Raw genomic sequence first — 25174 nt, 5'->3', positions numbered from 1 at the left:
ATTGCCGTTACGTGAACGATCACACAATTTCAGCGTTAGGGAGGACCACACCTAGGCGACAAAACCAATAGGGAGCCACGGTCCACATGCGCAAAAGAGTTCCGTTAAACGCGATACGGGCATTCGAAGCCGTTGCACGGCATCAATCCGTTGCGAAAGCGGCAGACGAGTTGTGCGTGACACCAACAGCTGTGAGTCACCAAATCCGTCTCCTTGAGGACTTTCTTCAGGTCGAATTGTTCACCCGCAAGAACAGCCGGATTTATCTGACGCCGGAGTCCAATTCGGTATTGGAGCGCGTGTCCTCAGCGCTTGATCTGATCGAGGACTCGGTTCTCTCGCTCCAGAACATTCAGGAAGAGCAGGATCGCCGCCTTGCCGTCGGCGCATCGAGTTCCGTGGCCTCACACTTTCTCATGCCGCGCATTGGTCAATTCCTCTCAGAGGCCCCCGAGATCGATCTGAGCCTGCACACCTACCTGACACTCCGCGAGGCGGAGACACAGCAAATCGACCTCACAATCTGCAATTGGGACAGCAACCTCGACTGCATGAAAGAGCCGCTCGTCGAGGAAGAAATCCTTCCCGTCTGCACCCCGGAACTTGCAGCGCGATATGGCAACGACACCAAACGCCTTTTGGCAGAGGCACCGTTGATCCATTCGGATCGCATTGGCTTTGACGGATCTGTTCCTGACTGGTCGAAATACTTCGCCGAATACGGGGTCGAACGGAAGGACATCCTGCATGGTCCCCGTTTCAATCAGGCGGGCACCGCTACCGAAGCCGCACGCTCCGGCGTTGGCATTCTGCTCGGGCGTTCGCTTCTCATCCAATCCTCTCTGGAAAAGGGCGACCTCGTCCGTGTGGCCGAGAGCTTTCCGGAGCGGAGCGCATATTACATGCTTTCCCCTTGGAAAACCGACCGCGCCTCGGTCCTTCAAAAGTTCAAGGACTGGCTCCTTCGGAGCGTCGAAGCCAACGATTACGTCCACGCGATCTGATCGAAACTCGCTAGTAATACAGGGCTGCCTCATGGCGGCCCTTTCTCTTTTTGGCACTTCCGCGCGACCCTGAAGAATTCTCATTTCACGGCTGAGAAATCACGGCGTGGCGCGTCCGGCGATGCATGTTTCACTGAGGGGGAACGAAGGAGACCTGTATGAGCGCGATCGAAAAGCTCCACGGCCACGAGATTGCCGAAGCGGTGCAAAGCGGCAAGATCAGCGCGCGTGACATCGCAGCGAACGCAGCTATGCGTATTGCAAAGTTCGACCCACTGATAGGCGCCTACTCCCAGGTAAGTTCCGAACTGGCCATGTCCCAAGCGGAGGACGTCGACAACCAGCGGGACAAAGGACTCCTCGCTGGGATCACTGTTGGACTCTCGGAGAGCATCGCAACCAAGCATTCGGTGCGGCGCGCGCCGGTTTCCGGCCTCGACGCGACCTGTGTTAGCGCATTGCGCACGCATGGCGCCATCTTGGTCGGGCAAACGGTGAGCGCAGGTTTGACGCCGAGTAGTCCACCGGCGAAGACGCGCAACCCGCACGATTTTTCCCGAACTGCCGGTGGCTCCTCCGGTGGCGCGGCGGCCGCCGTCGCCTCCGGCCTATGCGCATTAGGCTTAGGAACGCAAACCGCAGGCGAAACGTCACTGTCGGCCTCGTATTGCGGCGTTTGGGGATGGAAGCCAACCTGGAGTCTGATCTCTCAGGACGGGTTCAGACAGGCCTCCCCGACCTGCGACACTGTCGGTTTTTTCGCGCGTAGTGGCGTCGATTTCTCACTCCTCGCAGATGCCCTCCATGTGCCAGACGACCAACAACCGACGCCAAAGTGCCTTAAAGGCCTTCGTATCGGCCTTTGCCGTGGCCCAGACTGGGAAAACATCAAGCCCGCGATGATCGACGCATACGAGAGCGCCGCAAAGTCCCTTAGATTAGAAGGCGCAGACGTCATAGAGGTCCGTCTCCCGTCACTGTTTGATGGCCTTCCAGAGGCGCACAGAAAAATCACGGCGAAGGAAGGTCTGGCGACATTTCTCGGTGAAATGCTCACTAATGCCCCAGAGCAAGATCCCGCCCTCCGCGACACGATCGACTCAGCAAAACGTCTGTCTCCCACAGAGATGCGGAACGCTTATACGCTCTCGGATATCTGCCGCAGCGAGTTCGAAGACATCATCTCGGGCGTCGACGCCATCTTGACACCGTCCGCCTGTGACGAAGCTCCCGAGGCGGGTGTCGACCAGGGCGAGGCCGCGATGGATGCAATTTCCACGCTCCTTCACGTGCCCGTTCTTTCCGTGCCCGGGCTGACGGGGCCCCACGGGCTGCCGCTCGGAATGTCGATCATCACCCCCCGCTACTCTGACAGACGCGCGATTGCGATTGCCTGTCTCGTGGGCGACCTCTTTGCGCTCGAGAACACGATGGCGTGACGCGCAGCATAACTATTCTTCAGCCCGAAAGATGACGAATTTTCAATTCCGTATTCTTTTCGGTCGCTTAAAGTCACTCGAACCCATCTTCGTCGATTAGAGAACTCAGCAGGCAAACACATGACAGATCAGATCAACTTCGGCTCATTCTCGGTGACACGGATCAATGATCTTCCGCGCTTTGCGCTCGATCTGGATTTCCTGCTTCCCGGCGCGACGCTCGAAGCCCTCATGCCGTTCAAAGCCGTCCTCGACGGAGATCACGTTGATTTTGCAACTTCCGAAATCCTGCTCGGCGTTCATAGCCTCTTGATCCGAGACAAAGGGTTTGTCGCGCTCATCGACACTTGTGTCGGAGAATGCAAACCGCGTGGGCGGCGTGCGGACTGGCACAACCGCCGCGCCAGCGGGTATCTCGAAGCCCTCGCGCGGGAGGGCCTTCGCCCCGAAGACATCAACCTCGTGATGTGCACCCATTTGCACGCCGATCACGTCGGTTGGAACACATGCCTACAAAACGGCGAATGGGTGCCCACTTTCCCGAACGCGCGCTACATCATGGGCCGCGAAGAGCTTGCGCATTGGGCCGCCGAGGAACAGGCCGCGCCGGGCGTTGCGAACCATGGCGCCTATGCCGATAGCGTCCTGCCGATTGTTGCCGCTGGTCTCGCCGATCTTGTCTCAGCGGGCGACACAGTGGCGGACCAGTTCCATGTCTGTGGTTTGCCGGGGCATTCCGTTGGACAGATCGGGCTGGAAATGTCGTCCTCCAAAGGTGACATCCTCTTTTGCGGCGACGCGATCCATTCTCCGGTCCAAACCTTCTTCCCGGACTGGAGCAGCCGCTTCTGTCACGACCCTGCGCTCTCGACGAAGACGCGGCGGGATCTCATGACCTCTGCAGCGGACAAGGGCACGCTGCTCATTCCCGCGCACTTCCGCGGCGCGCTCGGGATGCGCGTCACATCCCGAGACGATCATTTCATTCCTGAATTCATTTAAGGCCTTCGGGCTGCTCTTTCGCACGCATCGCCTGAAACCGTTCCGCGACATATCGCGCGATCGGCGGGCCGAACATAACGACCGCGAACAGACGGAACACCTGTAGCGCCATGATGAAAGACAGATCAGATCCCGTGGAGTAGGCAATCGCCGCCACGGCATCGACACTCCCCGGCACGGCGGAGAGAACACTGCTCAACGGGTCGAGACCAAAAAGCATCCCTAGCCCCGCCCCCATGCTCGCGCCAAGCGTCACGAGAAGGACTGCTGCGCCAACGAGCGCGGGCAGTGCACGACCTGCACTTCTGATCAAATTGAGATCAAAACCAAGTCCTACACCCGCCCCAATAACAAAATAGCCGCAAAAAATGACCTCATGCGGCAAGGCGAAATCGAGGCCGATCGCCTTGCACACCACACCCGCCATCATCGGCACCATCATGGCCGCCGCCGGAACAAAGGTGGCATAACGATGCGCCAATATAGAGATCGCAACGAGGCCGACAGAGACCAAGTGCTCCCACGTGAAGAGGCTTGTCTCAGCCGAGGCCTCAGGTGACGAGACGCGTAGCACCGTCGCGAGGATCGACATCCCGACAATCACGACCAAGAGGCGGACAACCTGCACGACCGCTACGGCGCGGGCGTCTAGTTTGCGCTCTTCGCTCATGGCAATCACCGCCGTTGCCATTCCGGGCAGAAAGCCCCAGACGGCCTCCTCGAATGGCAGCGCACTGAATCGGCCAATAAGAGCACCCACCGCAATCGCCGCGAGAAGGGTGACGCCGACCACGGAAAGCGCGGCCTCCCAGTATTGCGCGAGTTCAAGGAACGTATCGGGCCGCAGACTTTGCGCGATCAAGACGCCTGTGATGCCCTGTGCCATCGTCCGCAAAGAGCCGGAGAACCTCAGACGGATATTCCGCAGGCCGAACACGATTCCGACAGCAATCGGGCCGAGAAGCATGGACCCCGGGATACCGATGAGCTCGAGCAGGAGCATCATCAGGGTCGAGCTGGCGATCAAGACTACCCACGAGACAAAGGCGCGGGACTTCAAGGTAGTAAACGTCACGCAAGCACCCGCCGTGCGCGTGCTGAGCCGCCCCAATGATGGGCCATCAACGCCATGCCAATAAGAGTGATTGCGAGTTCAACACCGAGCCCAGCAATATGGGCGAGCGGAGAAATCGTCAGCATTCCGATCACAATCCACAGCAGGCGCATCATACGACCGATGGGCCGCGCGCCAAAGCCGATGAACCCGCCTGCCACAAGCGCCAGCGCAACAACAGAACTGATCGCCACGTAAGCGATGTCGAGGACATGCCCCTCCATCAGGAGGCCCGGCTTGTAGATGAAAAGGAACGGCAGGAAGTAGGCGACCCAACCGACGCGGAAGGCTTCGATCCCGGTGCGCACCTGCCCCGCCCCCGTGATGGAAGCGGCGGCGAATGCAGCGAGCGCGATCGGCGGTGTGATCATGGACAACATGCCATAGTAGAAGACGAACATATGCGCGGCGATCGGATCAATCCCCGCCTGAACGAGGGCCGGAGCGGCCAGAGAGGCGAGCAAGAGGTAGACCGCCGTCGTCGGCAGGCCAAGCCCGAGAAAGATCGCGACGACAGCCGTCACAAGTAGCATCGCAAACATGTTCGAGCCGCCAAGTTGCAGCAGGAGGATCGAGAGCGAGAAGCCCAGACCAGTGACCGACAGAATGCCAACAATCATCCCTGCAGCGGCGGTCACGAGCAGCACCTCAGCCGTCGCGATCCCCGTGTTGGACAGCGTGGTCCAAACACTGCGAAGAGTGAGCGCTCCTGGCATTCCCGGGCGCAGGAAATGTGTGGCGACAGCAATGGCAATCAAAGAAAAAATTGTCCAAGTGGCGGCGACTTCGGCCTTCAGGTTCAAGGCGAAGATGCCGGAGAGCAGGATGACAAAGCCAATAATGGTGATCCATCCCTTTTGGACAATCGTCTTCATCTTCTGCCGAACTTCCCCTTGTAGAGAGCCAACATTGTCACGCCGCGACATGAAGTCGATCTGGATGAATACCGAAAGATAGTAGATCACTGCGGGTAGCAGCGCCGCGATCAGGATATCGCGATACGGCATCTGCAGAATTTCAGCCATCAGGAAGGCCGCAGCCCCCATAATCGGCGGCATGAGCTGACCACCCGTCGACGCGACCGCTTCAATCGCGCCAGCTTTGGCGGGATGAATGCCGGACTTTTGCATCATCGGAATGGTCATAACGCCCGTGGACATCACGTTGGACACCGCGCTGCCGGAAATCGAGCCAAACAGACCGGAGGCCGTCACAGCGATTTTCGCGGCGCCGCCCGGGCCGGTGCCCGAAACGCGCATGGAAAGCTGGGTAAAGAAATCACCGCCACCGACGGCGAGGAGAAAACTGCCGAAGAGCACAAAGATCACAACGATGTAGGCCGCGACCTGCAGGGAGGAACCCCACGTCGCGGAGCTATCAGACGCGAGATATTGCAGCACTTCTGCGAGCGACATTGGACGGCCCGCAATGGCCGAAGGGAAGTGATCGCCCCACAGTGCGTAGGAGACGAACATCAGGAAAATACAGACAAGGGTCCAGCCGATGATCCGGCGCAATGTGTCGAGCATAAGCCCGACTACGAGAATGCCGAGAATGAGCGCCTCGGTCGGATAGAACATCGCCATTTCCGACAGCACCTGAAAGCGGACAAACACCCAGACACCGACCCCGAGTGAGAGAAGCGCAAGAGCGAGATCCACGATCGACGGAAAGCCTGCCTTGCCCATCGTTTTGAGGTAGGTGCTCGAAAAAGAGATAGCGAGCATGATCGCGGCGATCTGCTCCGGAAAGATCAGGAGCCCCGCGCGCATCGGGAGCTTCAGCACCCATCCAATTGCGAGCAAAGGGATCAACGCGCCAAAGAGGGCGTTCGTCATACGGATGTAGCGGACATCACTGGAAAGTCTCATTCAGAGCGCTCCTGTCGGTATTAATTAGAGGAAAGCAGGCCTCAGAAATTGAGGCCCGCTTCCGCTCGGGGGATTACTCGGCGACAGGGACGCCGTGAGCTTCATAGAACGCGACCGCAGCCGGGTGATACGGCAGGCCTGGGGAGCGTGCCATACCCTCGGGACGGAAGGTTTCCCAAAGAGGGCTCGTCGCGACGAGGGCCTCTTTGCCTTCATAGAGCGCTTTAACCATGGAGGTGACCACATCATCCGGCGTGTCGACGTGAGCGAAGAGCATGTAGTCGTAGCCGAAAATCTTGGTCGTGCCTTCCACACCTTCCGCTTCGAGGCCGGTGATATCGTAGACCTTCGTGCCCGGGAGAACGGCATCCATCTGCGCTTCGTCATCTTCTTCATCGAAGGAGAGGAACATGACATCGCCTGCGGAGGCTTTGATATCCATGACGTGTGCGGCGCCTGCGGTTGCGATGGATGTATCCAAAGACCCGTCTTTCAAGCCATCAAACATCGAAGGAAAGTTCGCGGTCGGAACCGGCACCACATCGTCGTAGGTGAGATTCGCGGTCGCGAGCACGGCACGGATCACGAAGTCACCAAGGGATTTATCCGGGAAGCGCGGCACTTTGTGACCCGCGAGATCAGCCACAGATTCAATTCCGGATTCCTTAAGGACCAGCATGCCGGAGGTGAAGTCCATCATCGACGCGACGATTCTCAGGTTCGGAGATGGCATCCCCTCGGACGTGCCCTTCCCGTTGATGGCGAAAGACGTTTGCGGATAGTTCGCGATACCGAATTCGATACGACCCTGATCCACCATCGGAATATATTGAGCCGTGTTTGCGGTCTCCTGCGGAATCACGCGAATTTCGCCTGCAGTCGTTGCAATATTCGCGATCGCAGTCCCGACCTGATTAGTGGAACCGCCTTTGGTCGTGCCAAGTGCGACAGTCTGGGCAGCCGCGCCTCCAGCGAGACCGAAAACCATCGCGCCGGCGAGCGCCAGTTTCGCTAAATACATTATGTTTCACTCCATGTTGGTATGTATATTTGTGCGTTTTTTCGCCGAATGCCTCGTATACATTGCAAGCCGCTCTCGACGTATCGAAACGATGACACAAACTTGGGGAAAACCATGAATGAGATTTTCTTCACACCGTCGCAGCATCAAACTTCACGAGCACATTTAATTTAAGATACTGTTTTTAAATACATTTTTTAAATATCACAAAATCCAACCAGTCATGAGAGCTATTTTCAGGGGTGCTGAGGAAAATCTAATTGCTCGAACGACCCACTCTCGCGCACAAATATTCTTGGATACAAACTATGTAGGAAAATACGATGGGAACTCCCTCTTCTCCTGTGATTATCTCCGGTGCCGGACCTGTGGGTCTCGTTGCCGCGAGAAACCTGAACCAAGCGGGCATTCCCGTCATCATTCTGGAAAAAAGCGCGACGGTCCCCAAAGACCTCCGCGCGTCGACCTTCCACCCGCCGACCCTTGATATGCTCGCGAAGTTCAATCTCTCTGATCGTCTTGTCGAACAGGGTCTTGTCTGCCCTGACTGGCAGTATCGCGACCGTGACGAGGGCATCGTCGCCACCTTCGACCTCGGCGTTCTGTCCGAAGACACCGACTATCCGTTCCGCCTCCAGTGTGAGCAATGGAAACTCTCTGAAATGCTCCGCGCCGATCTGGATGCAACGGACGGTGTTGAACTGCGCTACGGACATTCTGTGACGGGTTTCCGTCAGGATGATGATGGTGTGACAGTTCTCTTCACCGACCCGGAAGGGGACGAAGGCGAGATCAAAGGCAGCTACCTGATTGCAGCCGACGGCGCACATAGCCCGATCCGCAAGCAGTTAGGCGTCGCGTTTGACGGCCTTACCATTCCGGAAATCTTTCTCTCAATCTCGACCACCTTCGATTTTGCGGAACACATCGAACAGCTTTCGCCGATTGCTTATGTCTCCGACCCTTCGGAGTGGCTGGTGCTGCTGCGCACGCCGACACTTTGGCGCGTGCTTTTGCCGACCGATCCGACCCTCACGGACGAACAGATCAAAGCGCCGGAAGTCATCGAAAAGCGCCTTCAGGACCTCTGCCCGAATCCGGAAGCCTATGAGATCAAACACGCGACCGCCTACCGCGTGCACGAACGTGTGGCCGATTCCTATGTTCACGGTCGTGTCTTCCTCGCTGGCGACGCAGCCCACCTGAACAACCCGTTGGGCGGCATGGGCATGAACGGCGGCATCCACGACGCCATGAACCTGACCGAGAAGCTCATCAATGTGTTCGACGGCGCGTCGAGCGACACGCTCAACCGCTACGAACGCCAGCGTCGTAAAGTTGCTCTCGAAACGGTTCAGGCGACCACCCTGCGCAATCGCAAGATGATGTCGGAAACCAACGCCTCTGCACGCAAAGCCTATCATGACGAATTGCGCGGCATTGTTGCGGACCGCGCAAAGCACCGCGCGCACCTCCTGAAATCCTCCATGATCCAATCGCTCCGCGACCTGGAAACTGTGGCCTAAGCTCCCCCCGAAAAAGGAACGACCCTTATGACTGACTCTCTCGGTTATCGCATGAAATTCGGTGTTGTCGCCCCGTCGACCAACACCTCTGTGCAGCCTGAATTCGACGACATGCGTCCCGTTGGCGTGACCAACCACTTCTCCCGCATCGTCATCCCTGACGATCCGGTCCATTCCAACGAGGACTTCAACGAACTCGTCATGCGCATTCGCGGCGCCACGATGGAAGCCATCGATTCCGTGATGACCTGCTCCCCGCAAGCCGTCGTGATGGGCATGTCCGCTGAGACTTTCTGGGACGGTAAGGAACGTGCCGACACCCTGAAAGCACAGGTCGAAGAACGTGCTGGCGTCCCAGTGACACTCGGCTCCGATGCCTGTCAGGCCGCGCTGAAATGCTTCGGCGATGTCAAACGCATCGCAGTCATCACGCCCTACATGCCGGTTGGGGATGATCAGGTGCGCAAATTCTTCGAGGATTGCGGTTACGAGGTCGCAACCGTCAAAGGGCTGAAATGCAACTCTCCGATGCTAATCGCCCACGAAACGCCTCAAGCCTTGCGCGATGCACTCATCGAAGTGAACGATCCGTCTGTAGAAGCAATTGTTCAGGCCGGCACGAACCTTGCCATGGCGAAGGTCGGCGCAATGGCTGAATTCTGGCTCGACAAACCTGTGCTCGCCATCAACACGGCCACCTATTGGCACGCGCTGCGAACCAACGGCATTCAGGATAAGGTTCAGGGCTTCGGCTCGCTCCTCTCCCACTACTAAGACAGAAAGGCATCGGATGAAGGACCCTGAGCCCCAAACGCCATCTTCCGGTGCCGACGGCGCCGCGCGATCCCGCGCGGCCGCGCGCGCTTACGAGATTATTCGTGACGCAATCCTCTCCCAGGACCTGCCCTTCGGCACGCATTTGAGAGAGGAGACGCTTTGCGAGATGACGGGGACGAGCCGCACACCCGTCCGCGAGGCCCTGCGTCGCCTCGTGGCGGATGGCCTTGCTGTCGAAGAGAACCGCCACAAATACGTTAACGACTTCTCCTTTTCCGAAGTCGTTATCATGTTCGATCTGCGCGCCCAGATCGAAGGCTACACCGCCCGCATTGCTGCAGAACGTATTCAACCGAAGGAACTCGACGCGTTGATGCTCTTGATCGAAGAGATGGATGCGATCGACCCCGATGCGGACGGAGCTACGAGTGCCTTTCTCGCGCTGAACGAAGATTTCCACCAAACTCTGGTGGATGCCTGCCGCTCTACACAGATCAAAATTATGATGCGTCCGATCGCGGCCGTCCCGATTGCCTCAATCAAACGCGTGGTCATGGAGCAACCAATCAACATCCGCGCGTCGAACCAGCAGCACCGCGAAATCCATCGCGCTCTGAGCGCAGGCAACGCGGATTGGGCGGAGATGGCCATGCGCGCGCATATTCTCTCGACGCGCCCGTCCCTCCCGAACACATCAGATTAAGGTCCCATAAAACTCATGACATCCGATTTTCATGACACAACGGTTCTCCTGACCGGAGCGAGCCGTGGTCTCGGACGTGCGATGGCCCTCTCTCTTGCCTCGCAGGGTGCGTCCCTTGCCCTCTGCGCGACCTCCGAGGGCGACGCATTGTCCGGCGCTGCTGAAGACTGTCTTGAGGCAGGCGCGCGCGCCGTCTCCACACATGCTTTTGACATCGCAGACCCAGACGCCTGCGCCGCTGCCGTCGACGCTGCGGAAGAGCAGCTCGGCCCGATTACCGCTCTCGTCAACAATGCCGGTCTCGGCATGCGGCGGATTTCCGAAACCTTCAACACCGTCCCGACGAAATTCTGGGAAGCAGATGCGCGAGACTGGGCCGACATCATCGCGACAAACGTGAACGGCAGCTTCAACATGGCCCGCGCTGTGGTGCCCGCGATGGTCGAACGCGGTTACGGTAAAGTCATCAACATCTCCACCTCGGATCAGACCATGGTGCGGCGCGGTTACTCTCCCTATGGCCCGTCGAAAGCCGCCCTTGAGGCCGCAAGCCGGGTCTGGGCGCAGGATCTCGACGGCACGGGCGTGACGGTGAACGTCTTCCTCCCTGGCGGCGCGGCAGACACCGATCTCCTTCCGCCCAGCCCGGACAAAAAAGGCGCAGATGGCAATCTCTTGTCGCCCGAGGTGATGGCCACTGGCATTCTCTGGCTCTGCGGCTCGGGATCAGATGGCGTCACCGGCGGCCGCTATATCGGACGGTTCTGGGGCGACGAAGATGCCCCTGCGCCTGCCGCCTGTTCTCCGCACGTAGACCGCCCCTCAATCATGTGAGCCCCCTATGACACGCCCCCTCTCGACCTACTCTACCCGAGCCCGCATCGGCCTCATCGTCCCCCCGACCAACACCGTCAACGAGGCGGAATGGGCGCAACTGCTGCCGTCGGGCGCAACAGCTCACAGTCACCGCATGGCGCTTCATGCCGACACGCAAAGTGAAGCAGGGAAGAAGGCGCTCAAGGACGATCTCGAGGACACAATCGGTATGCTCGCACCAATGAAGCCGGACGTCATGGCCTACGCCTGCACTGCCGGCTCCATGCTCGTGCCATCCGATCAATTGGGTGACGAGATGACGGAACGCACCGGCATCAAGACGGTGACAACAGCCGATAGCATCGTTAAAGCGCTCAGGCACCTAGGCGTGTCTCAAGTCAGCATCGCGACACCTTACACGGATGCGATGAACGCGCATGAGGTCGATTTTTTGAAGGCACACGGCATCGACACGCTTGCCATTGAAGGCCTCGGTCTCGGTGCAAACGGCCCCTGCGATTTTCCATTGATCGCACAAACACCAATCGCGGAGATTGAAGCCCTCGCGCGGCGCATCTTTGTGCCGGGGAGCGGGGCGCTCCTCATCACCTGCACGGATTTTCCGAGCCTTCCGTTGATCTACAAACTCTCCAAAGAGTTCGGCGTCCCCGTCATCAGTTCGAATACAGCAACCCTCTGGGCCTGCCTGAAAATCGCGTTCAACGGCAGTGACGAGGTCGACGCGCTCATTTCAGCTGCCGCCTGAAACCAAATTCGCGCCTCAGTGGAGTTCCCAGAGAGGCGCGAATTCTTGATAACTGACTTAGACCAGGGCCGCGCACATCGCCTCAGCGATCGCGACGTCTCCATCCGGCGGCCCGCCCGAGACGCCGACAGCGCCGAGAACATTCCCATCCACCACGACCGGCACCCCACCGGGGAAGAGCACGTAGGGCGCACCACCCGACACTTCCAACCCGTAGAAGACCTCTCCCGGTTGCGCGAGCGGGGACAAGGCCGCAGTGGGGAGATGCATGGCCGCGGCGGTATAGGCCTTGCGCTGTGCCACATCGCCCGTCCCGAAGGACGCGCCATCACAGCGCAGGAAGCCAAGCAAATGGCCGCCCTCGTCGAGCACCACCATCGAGACAGGCGTCCCGAGTTCAGCCGCTTTCGCCTGCCCTGCTTGCAAGGCGTCAAACACCGCCTTTTGTGTGAGTTTCGTCATTGTCATCCCTTTCGTCACGCAGCCACAGCATCGGGATCCATCGCCGCGAGCGGCGTGCGTCCCAAGATCATGTCAGCCGCTTTTTCAGCAATCATCATCGACGGTGCGGAGGTATTGGCCCCCGTCACACATGGCATGACAGAGGCGTCCGCGATGCGTAGACCTTCGAGGCCGCGAACCTTCAACTCCGCATCGACGACCGCATCAGCGCCCGTGCCCATGCGGGCCGTTCCAACGGGGTGGAAGACGGTCTCCGCGCTCCCGCGCACCCAGTCTGCCATCGCACTCTCATCCGAGAGCATCGTCGGATCGTAGGACAAAAACTCCTTGCGACGCGCGGAAAGCGGCCCGGTTGTGGCAATCTCATGCGCGAGACGGATACCGCCGTAGAACGTCTCCATGTCGCTCGGCGCACCGAAACAGTTCGGATCAATCTTCGGCGCTTGGCGCGGGTCCGCACTTTCGATCCAAAGGCGTCCACGGCTCTCAGGACGTGTCGGATAGACGTGGATGATGAACCCGTGCTGCCCCTGCCCCTTCTGGCTGGTCTCCAAACTCAGGCCGGGCACGAAAGTCATATGGATATCCGGCTCTGAGAGACCTTCGCGCGTGCGGAGGAACCCACCGGCCTCGAGTGGCGCGCAGGCCATCGGTCCTTTGCGGCGGAACACGGCATTCGCAAGCTGCATCGCACCGCGATCAGGGCGGAAGAGTGAATAGAGGCTGACGGGATCTTTGCAGGCGTAGGTCAGATAGACACCGATGTGATCATGCAGGTTCTCACCGACGCCCTTGAGATCGCGGACGGTTTCGATACCCGCCTTTTGCAGCACCTCGCCCGGACCAATGCCGGACAGCATCAGAATTTGGGGCGTGTTGATCACGCCGGACGAGAGAATAATCTCGCGGCGGCAGGTGACATTACGCGGACCGGCGGGACCATCCAGCTCTACACCCGTCACCCGCGACCCCTCGATCATCAGCTTCCGCACCATTACTTCTGTCCGGATTTCGAGATTGGGTCGGGTTTTCACGGGCCAGAGGAACGCGGTCGAACTCGACTCTCTGCGCCCGTCACGGATGTTGAAGTCGAACGGCCCGAGACCCTCAGGCTCTGCCACATTCGGGTCTGGCATCTCGGGGTGCCCGACCTCACGCCCCGACGCGAGGAAATCGTCATAGAGCGGGTTGAGCGCAGGCGCCGGAGACACGCGCAGTTCGCCGCCGACATTGTGGAACGGACTGCCCGCCCGCGCAGGCGCATCTTCGCCGCGGAGGAAATAGGGCAGCACCTCGGAATAGGACCAACCGGTGAGACCCTCTTTCGTTGCCCAGTCGTCATAGACCGACCGGTTCCCGCGCATATACATCATGCCGTTGATGGTCGAAGAGCCACCAAGCACCTTTCCGCGCGGCCATTTCAGAGTTCGGCCCTTCAGCCCCGCCTGTGGCTCGGTGACATAGCCCCAATTCGAGCGTTTATACCAATAGGCCCCACCCGCGAGGATCGGGAGACGAAAGATGGGGTTCTTATCGCCGCCGCCCGCTTCGATCAGGAGGACTTTGTTTTTCGGATCTTCAGAGAGGCGGTTTGCGAGGACAGCCCCCGCAGATCCAGCGCCCACGACAATAAAATCATATTCAGCCATGATGTCATTCACCCTGTTTTGGTTGCGGGAGCCATCTCTGCTGGCTCCTCTTCGTGTTCGGCTTTCCAGCAGCGCACCGTTTGGCCATCCGAGAGAACGGAGAGGTTCTGTGGTATGGATCGGCAGGTCTCATCCGCGTGTGGACAGCGGCTCGCGAGGTAGCATCCGGTCGGCAGGTCGATCGGGCTCGGGATTTCTCCGTCGAGCGCAGAATCGCTAGGATGGTCCACACGCCGGTGATCCGGATCTGGGAAGAGGTGCGCCTCAAGAAGAGCTTGAGAATAGGGGTGGCGCGGCGCGGTGAAGACCTGCTCGACGCTCCCTTCTTCGACGATCTGGCCGAGATACATGACGGCCACCCTTTGGCACAGATACCGCACCGTGGTGAGGTCGTGCGTGATGAACAGCAGAGCAATCCCCAGTTCCTTCTGGAGTTTGCCCAGGAGTTCGATCAGAGCGTTCCGCGCACGCGGGGCGAGGACAGAGGTCGGCTCGTCCAACACAAGGAACTCCGGCTCGCAGATCAGCGCGCGCGCAATATTGATCCGCTGGAGGATACCCGCACCGAGGCCACGGGGTTTTCGCTCCAACAGTTCGACTGGCAGACCAACGAGCTCCATCACCTCCTCTGCCCGCTTTCGCCGCTCCGCGCGGGACATGTCCGCCAACTGGCGCAACGGTTCGATCAGGATGTCGGACACACTCCAACGCGGATTGACGCTATCAAACGGGTCTTGGAAGACGAACTGGATGCGCGAGCGGAACTTCCGCATGGACCGTTGATCGAGTGAACCAATGTCGAACCCGTCGAAACGGATGATGCTCTCGGTCGGATCAAGGAGGCGTACGAGGCAGCGACCCACGGTGGTCTTGCCCGAGCCACTTTCACCGACGAGACCAACCGCTTCGCCCGCCTTGATGTTCAACCGGAAATCACCAACCGCGTGGACCACATTGTCGGAATTGCGCACCGGAAACTCCATGCGGAGTTTTTCGACTTCCAGAATATCATTGGCGGCATCAGATACCTGCTCGGGGAAACGGTCACCTTGCGCATGGTGGAGACCGAGAATTTCCTTGGAATAGTCATGCTGCGGCATCGCGAAGAACTGCCGCACTGGGGCGTCTTCAACGATCTTTCCGTCGTGGAGCGCCAGCACGCGGTCGCAATAATTCGCGATCGCGCCAAGGTCCTGAGAAACCAACAGAATGGCGGACTCGGTGTCCTGCACCGTCTGCCACATCTGATCGAGAAGCTGCGCCTGAATGGTCACGTCGAGACCGGAGGTTGGCTCATCCGCGATGAGGAGACGGGGCTTTGCGGCGAGAGCCATAGCGATCATCGCCCGCTGCGCCATTCCGCCCGAAAGCTCATGGGCATAGGCATTCACACGTCGCTCCGGATCGTTGATACCCACCATGGTGAGCATCTCAATCGCCTTGGCACGTCCCTCAGCAGGCGTGGCTCTGGTATGCGCGCGGTAGGCGTTAGAAATCTGCTCTCCGATCCGGATGAGCGGGTTGAGCGCGCCGCGCGGGTTCTGGACGATGGCGGAGATGTCGCGGCCCCGAAAGGCCCGAAGCTCATCTTCGGAGAGCTTTGTCAGGTCCTGCCCACCGAACTCAACTGATCCGCCGAGAATGCGCCCAGGGGCTTGCACGAGCCCCATGAGCGCGAGCGCAAGGGTCGATTTGCCGGAGCCTGCGTCACCAATGAGGCCAACCACCTCACGCGGACGAATGGTCAGCGAGGCGCCATTGACCGGACGAGAATAGTGACCGCCCGAGGGGTAGCCGACGATCAGATCGCGTGCGTCGAGGAGCGGTTTTTCGAGATTACTCATAGCGTTCCTCCAGAGCGTTTCCGAGAACAGCAAAGCCAAACACGGTGATCGAGATTGCGATGCCGGGGAAGACCGATGGCCACCATTCACCGAGGATGATCTGGTTCGCGCCTGTCGAGATCGAGAGACCCCATTCCGGTGTCGGCGGGCGCACACCCGCACCGACGAAGGACAGGCCGGAGGTCAGCAGGATGGCAAAGCCGATGGTCACGGACGACTGGATCAGCGCAGGCGTCATTGAGTTCGGCAGCACATGACGGAAGGCGATGGCGATCTCCGGCGTCCCCATCGCGCGGGCGGCTTCGACGTAACCAGCAACCTTTTTCTGAAGCACTTCGGCGCGGGTCAGGCGGATGTAGATCGGCGTGTAAACGAGCGCGAGCGCGAGCACGATGTTGCCCATCGAGCGGCCAGCCAGAGCCACCAGAACCATCGCAGAGATGAAGACCGGAAAGCTCTGAAGCACGTCGGAGACACGCATGAGAAGCTCCGTCCCCCAGTTCCGGAAATACCCCGCGAGCAGTCCGAGCACCGCGCCGATGCCGAGCGAGACAAAATTCGCGGCAAGTGCAATGGTGAGGTCGGTGCGCGGCGCAGCGATAACACGACTGAACACGTCATAGCCGGAACTGTCCGTGCCCATCCAATGCGGCGGATGCTCCAGCGTATTGGAGAAACTGCCGAACAAGAGGCCGGGAATTTCGGACAGTGACGGCGGCGGGACAGATACGCGCGGCGTCGTGAGCGTCGGATCATAAGGCCCGATATAGGGACCGATCAGGGCAAGCAACGTGACGCCCGCGACGATGGTCACCCCAATCGCGAACAGCCAGTTAAAGCGCCGCTTCGGTGCGGCAAAGGTGGTATCGGCAAACTCGTTCAATAGACAATCCTCGGGTCGATAGCCGCTTGGATCAGGTCGAGCAGGAGATAGATCACGAGCGACACGGCCGCGATCACCAGCACCACACCCTGAATGGCGGGATAGTCGAAATTGAGCACCGAACGGATGGCGTATTGCCCGATGCCGTTGAGGGAAAAGACGCTTTCGATCAGCACCGCACCCGACAGCATGAATCCGTAGAGGATGCCGATGATGGTCATGGACGGCGCCATCGCCGCGCGGAGCGCATAACGCCCGATCCGCTTTTTCGGCAGACCGATGGAACGCCCGTAGAGGATGAAATCGGACTGGAGCGCGCGCATCATGTTCTGGCGGATCATTTTGATGATCGGGCCGGAGACAACGAAGGAGAGGCAGATCACGGGGAGCACGAGGTGGCTCAGGGCTTCGTGCAGCACGTCGAACCGGCCTCGCAAAACCGCGTCGACCAGAAGGAACCCTGTGATCGGCTCTGGCGCGCTCGTCAGGGGAGACAAAAGACCCAGCGGCGCAGGCGCAATTCCCCATTGGAAGAAGCAGAGGTAGATGAGCAAAAGCCCCCACCAGAACTCCGGCTGACTGCCCGCGAAAAGCGAGTAGACAAAGACCCCCTTGTCCGCCCCACCGCCCGGATTGAGCGCACCGGCCATCCCGATGGGCACCGAGAGCACGAAGGCAAAGACGAAGGCGAGCGTGACGAGTTGGAGCGTCACAGGCAGGAAGGTCCCGATCTCTTTGAGCACAGGTTCCCCCGTCACCCATGAGACACCGAGAGAGGCCTGAATGAGACCCGGCGCGATCTCGGGATCAAAGCCAAGGTAAACACCGAGTTGGGTCAGAAGGGGCCGATGGAGCCCCAACTGTTGTTCTGCTTGGGCATATGCCTCCGGACTGGCATTCATGCCCACGAGACGCGCCACCGGATCGGCAGGCAACAAGCGGATGATGAAGAAAACGGCGATGGTCAGCGCAAGAAGCTGGAGGAGACCGACCCCGACCCGTCTGGAGACATATTTCAGCATGGTCTGTGCTCAGCTCACTCGATGTAGAGGTCGAAATAGCGCGGGGCGTTGTCGGCGTACCACGACTGCCCTTTGAGGCGTTCGGAGTGTGCCCACTGCGTGCGGTATTCGACGACCGGCAACCACGCGATATCGCTCGCGATCTGTTCTTGGATCTCGGCAACCATAGCGTCGCGTTTCTCCATGTCCGGCTCCACACGGGCGGCGGCCCAGGTTTCGTCGACGATGTCAGACGAGTAGTTGACCATGTTGTTCAGACCGCCTTTATCAGGAGAGACAAAGAACAGCTGGATGCCGTAACCCGCATCGACGACGACCGGCTTTTCCTGATCATTGATGGCAAACCCGAGATCGCGTTTCACAAGCTGGCGGTCACCGTATTGCGAAAGCGGGATCGGGTTGAGCGTGACCGGAACACCGACACCACGGAGCGCCGTCTGGATGATGTTCACGATCGGACCGAGGGTAGATTCCTTCTCTGCCACATAGGTCAGCTGGAACGCATCGCCGAATGCCTCGAGGCCCGCGCCCTCAGGATAGCCTGCCTCAGCGAGAAGTGCTTTGGCTTTCTCCGGATCATAGGTGAAGGAAGTGACATCCTTGTAACCCGGGTAGGACGACGGCACGACGCCGTTCCATTGTTCGGCCTGACCGAAATAACCGTTCGCGATGATCTGGTCATAGGGCACGGCATAGGCGATGGCCTCGCGCAGCTTCGGATTGTCGAACGGTTCGACATCGAAGTTCATGTGAACAAAGGTGCTCTCGTTGCCCGTCACACCGGACACAGCGAGACCTGCACGGCCACGCATGCTGTCATATTCGCGTGGCGTCAGACCGGAGGCGAGTTGCGCCTGCCCGCTCATGAGGACGACGGCGCGGTTGGAGCTCTGCGGCACGCGCTGGACCGTCACCTTTTTGATCGCCGGCGCGCCGAGGAAGTAGTCCTCGTTCGCAGTGTAGACAATCTTCTCGTTCTTCGCCCACTCGGACACACAGTAGGCGCCAAAGCTTGCGGAGCTCGTGGCATTCGCCCAGTCGTGCGTCCACGGGTCGGCATCGGTCGCGTGGGCCTCCATGGTCTCTTTGTCGAACATCAGAAGACCAAAGGCCGTCAGCGCCGGCAGGAAGAGCGCATTCGGCTCGGATTGTTTGATCTGAACAGTGTAATCGTCGATTTTAACGATTTCATCGCCAAGCTCTTTGGCCGCCGGGTCATCGCCGAAGACCGAGGCATCAAAGCCTGCAATAGACGACACGTTGGAGAGGAACCAACCAATCGGAGCAGCGCCGGAGACGGACTTTGCGCGGGCGAAGGTGTAGAGCACATCGTCTGCGTTGAACGTCGCCCCACCGCAACCGACAACGCCCTCGCGGAGTTTGAAGGTCCATGTCAGGGTCTCTTCATCATAGGTCCAACTTTCCGCCAGACGCCCCTCGATGGTGCTGAAATCCGGAAGTTGCACGCCGTCTTCGTTCACTTCACCTTTGGGGTAGAACACGAGAGGTTCCATGGTGTTGACCATCCCCTGCTGGGAGGCCGGAACAGCGGCAGACGGACCATCATAGTCGAGGCCCGACGGGACGTCTTCTGCAAGGATCAGGATCTCTTGCGCAGAGGCCGCGACGGGCAAAAGCGCTGCGAGAGCCACGCTCGCCAAGAAAGGCGAAGACATATTCTTTCTCTTCATGTTTAATTCTCCTGTTGGTCTCTTTGTTTGTATTTTGTGGTTAGAAATCAGTCGGGTAACGCCACGAGAAACGGCACGATCTGCGCCACATCGGGACAGTTCTCGATTGTCTTGACGGCCTCGATCACACGGGCAGCACTCTCTTCCGGAAGCCGCCCGGCGTAACGCAGGCAGGCGAGGAACTTTTCGACATTGCGCTCTTCCGAGAGTGGCTTGTCCGGATGGCCGATGGCGGCGGTGAGGAGCACGTCGTGGGAGGTTCCATCCGACAGATAGACCTCAATCCGCTGCGGCATCATCGCGTTCTCGTCGGGGTTCTCGTCCTGCACCATCTCGACACGCCCCGCGAGGGCGTGGGTGGCCGGATCATTGAGAATGTCACGCGAGAGGAAGTGCTCGATCGTCACATCTCCGAACCGCATGGCGAGCGCCGAGACGAACGGAAGACAGAGTTTCGCGTAGTTCGGTTCGGGTTCGGGAACATCGGGCCGCCCCATGAGGCGATAGACGAGTGACGGCATGGTGAGCACGACACGCTCCACATCCGACGCACCGAAACCATGCTCGCTCATCAACGTGGTGAGAGCATCAATCGTGCCGTGGGTCAGTCTACCCGAGGGAAACGGCTTGTGCGCCATGCGCTCCATGACGTGATGTGCTTCGAGAAAGTCCTTGGCCTCCTGAAGGTCGTAGGCATCGCCCTCCACGAGGCGGAAATAGCCATGCTCCCCGAGAAAGGCCTGCTTCGGCGCGGGGATGGCGGCTTTGACCATATCGACTGAAATGAGCGCCGCGCGGGCGTTGTAGCCGATCTGAAGACCGAGTTGGGGCGAGCCCTCGACATGCGCCTGCATCGTGCCGCACATCTGGCCGTATTGATGTCCCATCGCCTGCCGCAGCCCCTCGCGATCAAACCCTTCGAGCAGGGAAATCGCCGCCGCCGCTCCGAACCCGCCAGCGGTCGCCGGACGGAAGAACCGAAGCCTCTGGCGTGAGGCGAGCCCGAGGAACACGGCGAGATCAATCCCGAGAACAACCGCACGGATCAGATCCTGACCCGACACCGGACGGCCCGCATGCGAGCGCCGTTCCACATGCGCCATGACCGCCGACATCATCGTCGCCATCGGGTGCATCACGGCCTCGTCACAGAGACAGTCGAATTCGAGGGAGTGAATCTGGTAGCCATTAAGAAAGGCTGCTGTCGGGGCGGGAACGCGTTCTCCGCTCACCCAAACCGTTGCCTCATCTCCCTGCCCCCACGCGCGGGTCAGATCGCGGATGCGGTCGAGACCGAACCCGTGACACCCAGCAACACCGACGCCAAACGTATCGAGCAGAAAAGTCTTCGTCTTCTCGATCGCGCGGTCCGGCAGGTCCTCGTAGGAGGTCTCAGCGACACGCGTCAGCAACCACTCGATGATTGCATTTTCTTCATCCGATTTGGAGGCAGTTTCAATCGTCATGAGGCAACATTCTCAGCAAGGGGGGAGAGAGTTTCGGCGACACGGCATAGCGTGGTGTCAGACCAAGGGCGGCCGATCAACTGGACCGAGGCAGGCAACCCCTCATCGGAGGCTGCGACGGGACAGGCGACCGCAGGACAGGCCGCGAAATTCGCGAGAGAGGTGAAGTCTGCCTGATTAGCAGGAACGGGTTCCCCAAATCGGAAGGCCCGCTGCGGCGCGGTCGGCAGGAGGATCATGTCGTAGGCCGCTAGCGCCCGATGCACCATCGCGCCCGCCGCCTGAATACGCAGCATGGCTTCTGCGAGGCGCGGCGCGCTGGCGGAAGCGCCATAGGACAGGAGCGCTTTGAAGTCCTCGCTCAATGCGCTCTCGGGGTTCGCCAGCTCATCCGCAAATATCCGCGCCCCGTCCGCCTCAATAAGAAGCAGCCCGCCACGGCGTGTATGGCTCGGCGTCCAATCACCGAGGGGCGCTCGCGCGACCTCAGCTCCGCAGGCCTTCAGATACGCGGCGGCGCGCTCCATGGCGGCCAGCACTTCGGGCTCACTGTCCGTTTCATTGATTTCTGTAGGGCAAAGAATGCGCAGCCCGTCGAGGCACACTCCCTCGTCTGCGCACCCGTCGGGCGGCAATAGGCGAAGCGGATCGTTCGCCTCAGCTGTTCCCGTCGCCATCAGTTGCAAAGCGGGCAGTAGCAACGCTGGATCGTCAGACAGCGGCCCGATGCAATCCAGATGCGTGCACAGAAACGCCAAACCGTCGCGCGGAACGAGACCATCTGTCGGTTTCAAACCAAAGGTCCCGCAATAGGCAGACGGAATACGCACAGACCCCATCGTATCCGTGCCGAGCGCGAGATCGACCAACCCAGCAGCGACCGCCGCACCGGACCCGCCGCTAGAGCCTCCGGGCGTGAAGCCTTCCGCAAGCGGGTTGGCGCATTTGCCATAGAACGGGTTATCGTTCGTCGCGCCGAGCGCGCCCTCGTGCATGTTCAACGTCCCAAGAACGACCGCACCACCCACGCGCAGGGCCGCGACTGACAGTGCATCGGCTCCTGCAATCACGCCGGAGAGTGCTTTGGTCCCCGCGCTATGCGGCAGGCCTTTGACAGCGAGATTATCCTTAACCGCGACGAGTTTCCCGTCGAGCGGCCCGAAGCTTTTCCCTTCCAGCGCCCGAGCATCTGCGGCGCGGGCTTCTTCCAACGCAGTCTCGCCACAAACGGAGATAAAGATGTGGTCGCGATCGTTCTCTGCAGAGATGCGCGCGAGAGCCGCTTCGGTCCGTGCAAGGACCGAAACCGTCTGCTCCGTCGCTTTGGAAGAAGACGCGCCGATCATGCATCAACCCCTTCAGCCGCACGTTTCACGAGGCGGATCGGTTTTTGACGCTTTTCGAGTTGGGTAACTTCAGCCGTGGCACCCGGTGCGCAAAGCTTCACCTCGATTTGGACGCCTAGACGCGAGCGCAGGAGGTCTTCCATCGCGGACGAGAGCTCGGTGCTCCCGTTCGTCGCCTCCACATGCACTGTCATTTCCGCGCGATCCGGATGGGTCACGACTTCGCAGAAATATTCACCGTTGGTCTCGGCAAACCCTGCCGAAAGCACGGCCCCGATGCCCTGCGGATAGATGTTGATCCCGCGCAGTTTGACCATGTTATCGGAGCGCCCAAGGAAGCCTTCGGTCTGGCGGAAAGGCAGGTTCAGAGGGTTGTCGCCCGATTTCACGCGCGTCACGTCGTGGGTGTTGAAGCGGATGATCGGGAAAACGTCGGTGGTGTAGAGGCAGGTGCAGACGAGATCACCAAGCTCGCCATCTGCGACGGGTTCATGCGTGTCTACATCGAGCAGTTCGACATATTGCGCGTCTTCCATGATGTGCTGGCCGGTGCGATCGGCGCCTTGCCCTGTGATCGCGCCTGTGTCCCCAACGCCATACCAGTCGAAGACCTGCGCGCCGCCCCAGAGCGCACCGAGGCCCTCTGCCGTTTCCGACCCGAGGTGGCCGGAGATCATCCGCACCGGGATATCGCGACCCGGCTCAAACCCGGCCTCTTTTGCAACGATGGCCAGTTTTCGAATGTAGTCCCCGAAGCCGACAATCGCGGTCACGCCAAAGTCGCGCATCAATTCGACTTGCTTGGCGGAGCGGGTTTCGATCCCCGTCCCCGCGCTCAGGAATTGCGCGCCGACCCAGTGCGACACGGCTTCGCGAATGTAGTGCCCGCCGTTCACCGTGCCGTGGCCATACACGGAATGAACCACATCGCGGTTGGTGAGACCCTGCATTTGATACAGACGGCCGAGCAGCAGGTTCTGCACCTCGCGGGTCATCGGACCGTAGAGGAGCGGCTGTGGACGACCGGTCGTGCCGGAGGTGGTTTGGAACACGAGCGGCGGACGTTGGTCTTCGGGATAGGTGTCGAACAGGTTAAAGTCGCCGAGCGGCGGATACTTTTCCACCGATGCCATCAGATCATCTTTCGAATAGGTCGGCAGACGTGTGATGTCTTCGAGGCTTTTGATATCGCCCGGCTCGATGCCCGCTGCGCCCCAGTGACGCTGGTAGAAAGGCACCTTCCATCCTGCGCCCATCAGTTCGAGGAAACGCTCGTTCTGAATGGCGAACAGTTCGTCTTTGCTCATGCCGACATAGCGATCCATGAACGCCTGCCCGACGGGATAGCGTTCGCGCAAAAGTTTGAGATCGAGGGCTGCGAAGTAATCCATGACGGACTCCTTAAATTTCGGCAAAAGTTGCGTTGAGGTCGGCAAGTCCGCGCGCCCAAGGCAGCGACAGCGTGGCGTCGATGATGCGGGAGAGCGCCTGATCAGAGACGCCGGCGTAGTCTCCGAGCATGCAGAACTTGCGAATGATGCCGTCCTGATCGAGCGGTCGCTCCGGATCGCCCCATGCATCCGCGACGGCGAATTCACGCGTCGAGCCATCGGTGAGGGTGAGGGTCGCGGACGCGCCATAGTGATCGGGATAAGCGGCGGTGATGGCAGGATCTTCGGTGACGGTGACGCGCCCACGAAGATCCGTCAGAGCGCGGTCGGCAAAGCTTTCGATCGCGAAATCTTCCATCTCCGGCTGCTCACGCAGCAGCGCGACTGCCGCCGTATGTTGCAGACTGAACTTGGCGTCGTTTTCTGTTTTCGGCTGGGGACGGTTACAAAAGCGCGTCGCATCTCGATACACCTTAAGATCAATTGAGCGCACATTTTCGGATCTAATTCCTTCCTCACGCGCCATGCGCACAGCATCGAGCGCAGGGTGGGTGTGGCGACAGGACGGCCAAGGTTTGAACGAGGTCTCGTGAATGAGCCATTCCGCATCCGGATCGGCGAGCACGTAGTCAGGATCAGCGTCAGGCGCGAGGGCTTCGAAAAATCCATCTGTTCCTTCCAGGACAAAAGTGCTCCCCGAGAAGCCGCCATCTGCCAAAGTCGCGGCACGCAGACCGGACGACGCGGCAAGCGCATTGTGCCACTGCTTTGTCATCACCTGCTCATGGATACAGCGCCAGACACCGCCTGCGGTGCCGCCTGCGTTGCCGAGCGCCCAAACAAAACGTTCCTTTTCGAGGCCGAGTGCACGCGCGACTCCAGACGCTGCGCCAAAGGTTCCGCAGGTCGCTGTCGCGTGGAAATGCCGGTAGTGCGCCGGACCAGCGGAGCGCCCGATACGGATCGTTGTCTCGTAGCCACAAATGATGCTCTCGAGGAGGAACTTTGGAGAGAGATGATGGATTTCGGCAGCTGCAAGCGCAGCGGGGATCACAATCGGACCTGGGTGAAGGATCGAACTGCGATGGATGTCGTCCATCTCGAGGATATTGCCCAACCCGCCATTGATGAAGGCCGCACCGTCGGCCGAAAGACCAGCGTTGTGACCGATAACGATGCAACCGCCCGTTCCATAGACTGGGCCGACTGTGGTCAATTTACGGCCGACCGGCGTTACAGAGCCGCCAATGGCACAGCCGATCCAGTCGAGCAGATGAAGAGGAGCACGCTGAAGAGTAGCTTCGGGAATGTCACGCTGGAGAAGGTCAAACAGCCCCTCGGTCAACGATTGCTCAGAAGTGTTAATAGTCATCTCAGGGGC

The 25174-nt window shown here is 59.7% G+C and carries 21 protein-coding genes; 8 read left to right on the top strand and 13 right to left on the bottom strand.

Going from position 1 to position 25174, the window contains the following annotated elements; all coding sequences use genetic code 11:
- The first annotated feature begins 86 nt into the window (after positions 1 to 86).
- The 3 genes from LA304_RS03435 to LA304_RS03425 all read left to right on the top strand — a co-directional run bounded on the left by LA304_RS03435 (position 87) and on the right by LA304_RS03425 (position 3445).
- A complete protein-coding gene (locus LA304_RS03435; protein ID WP_224501722.1) occupies positions 87 to 1004 on the top strand; it encodes a LysR substrate-binding domain-containing protein in 918 nt (305 codons plus the stop codon).
- A gap of 158 nt (positions 1005 to 1162) precedes the next feature.
- Entirely contained in the window at positions 1163 to 2443 is a 1281-nt protein-coding gene (locus tag LA304_RS03430) for an amidase family protein (protein WP_224501721.1), read from the top strand.
- A 120-nt stretch (positions 2444 to 2563) separates the two neighbouring features.
- Positions 2564 to 3445 (top strand): MBL fold metallo-hydrolase, encoded by an 882-nt coding sequence (locus tag LA304_RS03425; protein ID WP_224501720.1) that lies wholly within the window; start codon positions 2564 to 2566, stop codon positions 3443 to 3445.
- On the opposite strand, the gene LA304_RS03420 is transcribed toward LA304_RS03425, so the two are convergent.
- The 3 genes from LA304_RS03420 to LA304_RS03410 all read right to left on the bottom strand — a co-directional run bounded on the left by LA304_RS03420 (position 3438) and on the right by LA304_RS03410 (position 7451).
- On the bottom strand, positions 3438 to 4520 hold the full coding sequence (locus LA304_RS03420; protein WP_224501719.1) for an AbrB family transcriptional regulator: 1083 nt from the start codon (positions 4518 to 4520) through the stop codon (positions 3438 to 3440). The two genes, LA304_RS03425 and LA304_RS03420, sit on opposite strands and share 8 nt — an antisense overlap.
- A complete protein-coding gene (locus LA304_RS03415; protein ID WP_224501718.1) occupies positions 4517 to 6430 on the bottom strand; it encodes a TRAP transporter permease in 1914 nt (637 codons plus the stop codon). The genes LA304_RS03420 and LA304_RS03415 overlap by 4 nt, the downstream gene beginning before the upstream one ends.
- Positions 6431 to 6503: 73 nt before the next feature.
- Positions 6504 to 7451 carry a TAXI family TRAP transporter solute-binding subunit gene (locus LA304_RS03410; protein WP_224501717.1) on the bottom strand — a complete coding sequence of 316 codons (948 nt, stop codon included), beginning with the start codon at positions 7449 to 7451 and terminating at the stop codon, positions 6504 to 6506.
- A gap of 323 nt (positions 7452 to 7774) precedes the next feature.
- Between LA304_RS03410 and LA304_RS03405 the strand changes: the two genes are divergently transcribed.
- Genes LA304_RS03405 through LA304_RS03385 form a run of 5 tightly spaced genes read left to right on the top strand, consistent with a single transcriptional unit; the run spans position 7775 to position 12039 of the window.
- A complete protein-coding gene (locus LA304_RS03405; RefSeq protein ID WP_224501716.1) occupies positions 7775 to 8977 on the top strand; it encodes an FAD-dependent oxidoreductase in 1203 nt (400 codons plus the stop codon).
- Positions 8978 to 9004: 27 nt separating this feature from the next.
- Positions 9005 to 9751 carry a maleate cis-trans isomerase family protein gene (locus tag LA304_RS03400; RefSeq protein ID WP_224501715.1) on the top strand — a complete coding sequence of 249 codons (747 nt, stop codon included), beginning with the start codon at positions 9005 to 9007 and terminating at the stop codon, positions 9749 to 9751.
- 16 nt (positions 9752 to 9767) lie between these two features.
- A complete protein-coding gene (locus tag LA304_RS03395; protein ID WP_224501714.1) occupies positions 9768 to 10457 on the top strand; it encodes a GntR family transcriptional regulator in 690 nt (229 codons plus the stop codon).
- Positions 10458 to 10472: 15 nt separating this feature from the next.
- The gene (locus LA304_RS03390; protein ID WP_224501713.1) at positions 10473 to 11291 is read left to right on the top strand and encodes an SDR family oxidoreductase; all 819 of its coding nucleotides are present in this window, start codon (positions 10473 to 10475) and stop codon (positions 11289 to 11291) included.
- 7 nt (positions 11292 to 11298) lie between these two features.
- Positions 11299 to 12039, top strand: a complete 741-nt coding sequence (locus tag LA304_RS03385) for a maleate cis-trans isomerase family protein (RefSeq protein WP_224501712.1) — start codon at positions 11299 to 11301, stop codon at positions 12037 to 12039.
- A 57-nt stretch (positions 12040 to 12096) separates the two neighbouring features.
- Here LA304_RS03385 and LA304_RS03380 read toward each other — a convergent pair whose 3' ends face one another.
- The 10 genes from LA304_RS03380 to LA304_RS03335 form a co-directional block, all read right to left on the bottom strand.
- Entirely contained in the window at positions 12097 to 12501 is a 405-nt protein-coding gene (locus LA304_RS03380; RefSeq protein WP_224501711.1) for a GlcG/HbpS family heme-binding protein, read from the bottom strand.
- A gap of 14 nt (positions 12502 to 12515) precedes the next feature.
- Positions 12516 to 14150 carry a GMC family oxidoreductase gene (locus tag LA304_RS03375; RefSeq protein ID WP_224501710.1) on the bottom strand — a complete coding sequence of 545 codons (1635 nt, stop codon included), beginning with the start codon at positions 14148 to 14150 and terminating at the stop codon, positions 12516 to 12518.
- An 8-nt stretch (positions 14151 to 14158) separates the two neighbouring features.
- On the bottom strand, positions 14159 to 15994 hold the full coding sequence (locus tag LA304_RS03370; RefSeq protein ID WP_224501709.1) for a dipeptide ABC transporter ATP-binding protein: 1836 nt from the start codon (positions 15992 to 15994) through the stop codon (positions 14159 to 14161).
- A complete protein-coding gene (locus tag LA304_RS03365; protein WP_224501708.1) occupies positions 15987 to 16877 on the bottom strand; it encodes an ABC transporter permease in 891 nt (296 codons plus the stop codon). The genes LA304_RS03370 and LA304_RS03365 overlap by 8 nt, the downstream gene beginning before the upstream one ends.
- On the bottom strand, positions 16874 to 17899 hold the full coding sequence (locus tag LA304_RS03360; protein ID WP_224501707.1) for an ABC transporter permease: 1026 nt from the start codon (positions 17897 to 17899) through the stop codon (positions 16874 to 16876). The genes LA304_RS03365 and LA304_RS03360 overlap by 4 nt, the downstream gene beginning before the upstream one ends.
- A 14-nt stretch (positions 17900 to 17913) precedes the next feature.
- Positions 17914 to 19575, bottom strand: coding sequence for an ABC transporter substrate-binding protein (locus LA304_RS03355; RefSeq protein ID WP_224501706.1), 1662 nt, complete (start codon positions 19573 to 19575; stop codon positions 17914 to 17916).
- A 62-nt stretch (positions 19576 to 19637) separates the two neighbouring features.
- Positions 19638 to 21056 carry an MmgE/PrpD family protein gene (locus tag LA304_RS03350; protein ID WP_224501705.1) on the bottom strand — a complete coding sequence of 473 codons (1419 nt, stop codon included), beginning with the start codon at positions 21054 to 21056 and terminating at the stop codon, positions 19638 to 19640.
- On the bottom strand, positions 21053 to 22402 hold the full coding sequence (locus LA304_RS03345; protein ID WP_224501704.1) for an amidase: 1350 nt from the start codon (positions 22400 to 22402) through the stop codon (positions 21053 to 21055). The genes LA304_RS03350 and LA304_RS03345 overlap by 4 nt, the downstream gene beginning before the upstream one ends.
- Positions 22399 to 23793 (bottom strand): phenylacetate--CoA ligase family protein, encoded by a 1395-nt coding sequence (locus LA304_RS03340; RefSeq protein ID WP_224501703.1) that lies wholly within the window; start codon positions 23791 to 23793, stop codon positions 22399 to 22401. The genes LA304_RS03345 and LA304_RS03340 overlap by 4 nt, the downstream gene beginning before the upstream one ends.
- Positions 23794 to 23803: 10 nt before the next feature.
- Positions 23804 to 25165, bottom strand: coding sequence for an MmgE/PrpD family protein (locus LA304_RS03335; protein WP_224501702.1), 1362 nt, complete (start codon positions 25163 to 25165; stop codon positions 23804 to 23806).
- Between the last annotated feature and the right edge of the window lie 9 nt (positions 25166 to 25174).

Source organism: Celeribacter litoreus (assembly GCF_020165855.1).
GTDB classification, from domain to species: domain Bacteria; phylum Pseudomonadota; class Alphaproteobacteria; order Rhodobacterales; family Rhodobacteraceae; genus Celeribacter; species Celeribacter litoreus.
Note: the sequence above shows the minus strand (reverse complement) of the source record. Positions and strands in the feature narration are given on the sequence as shown.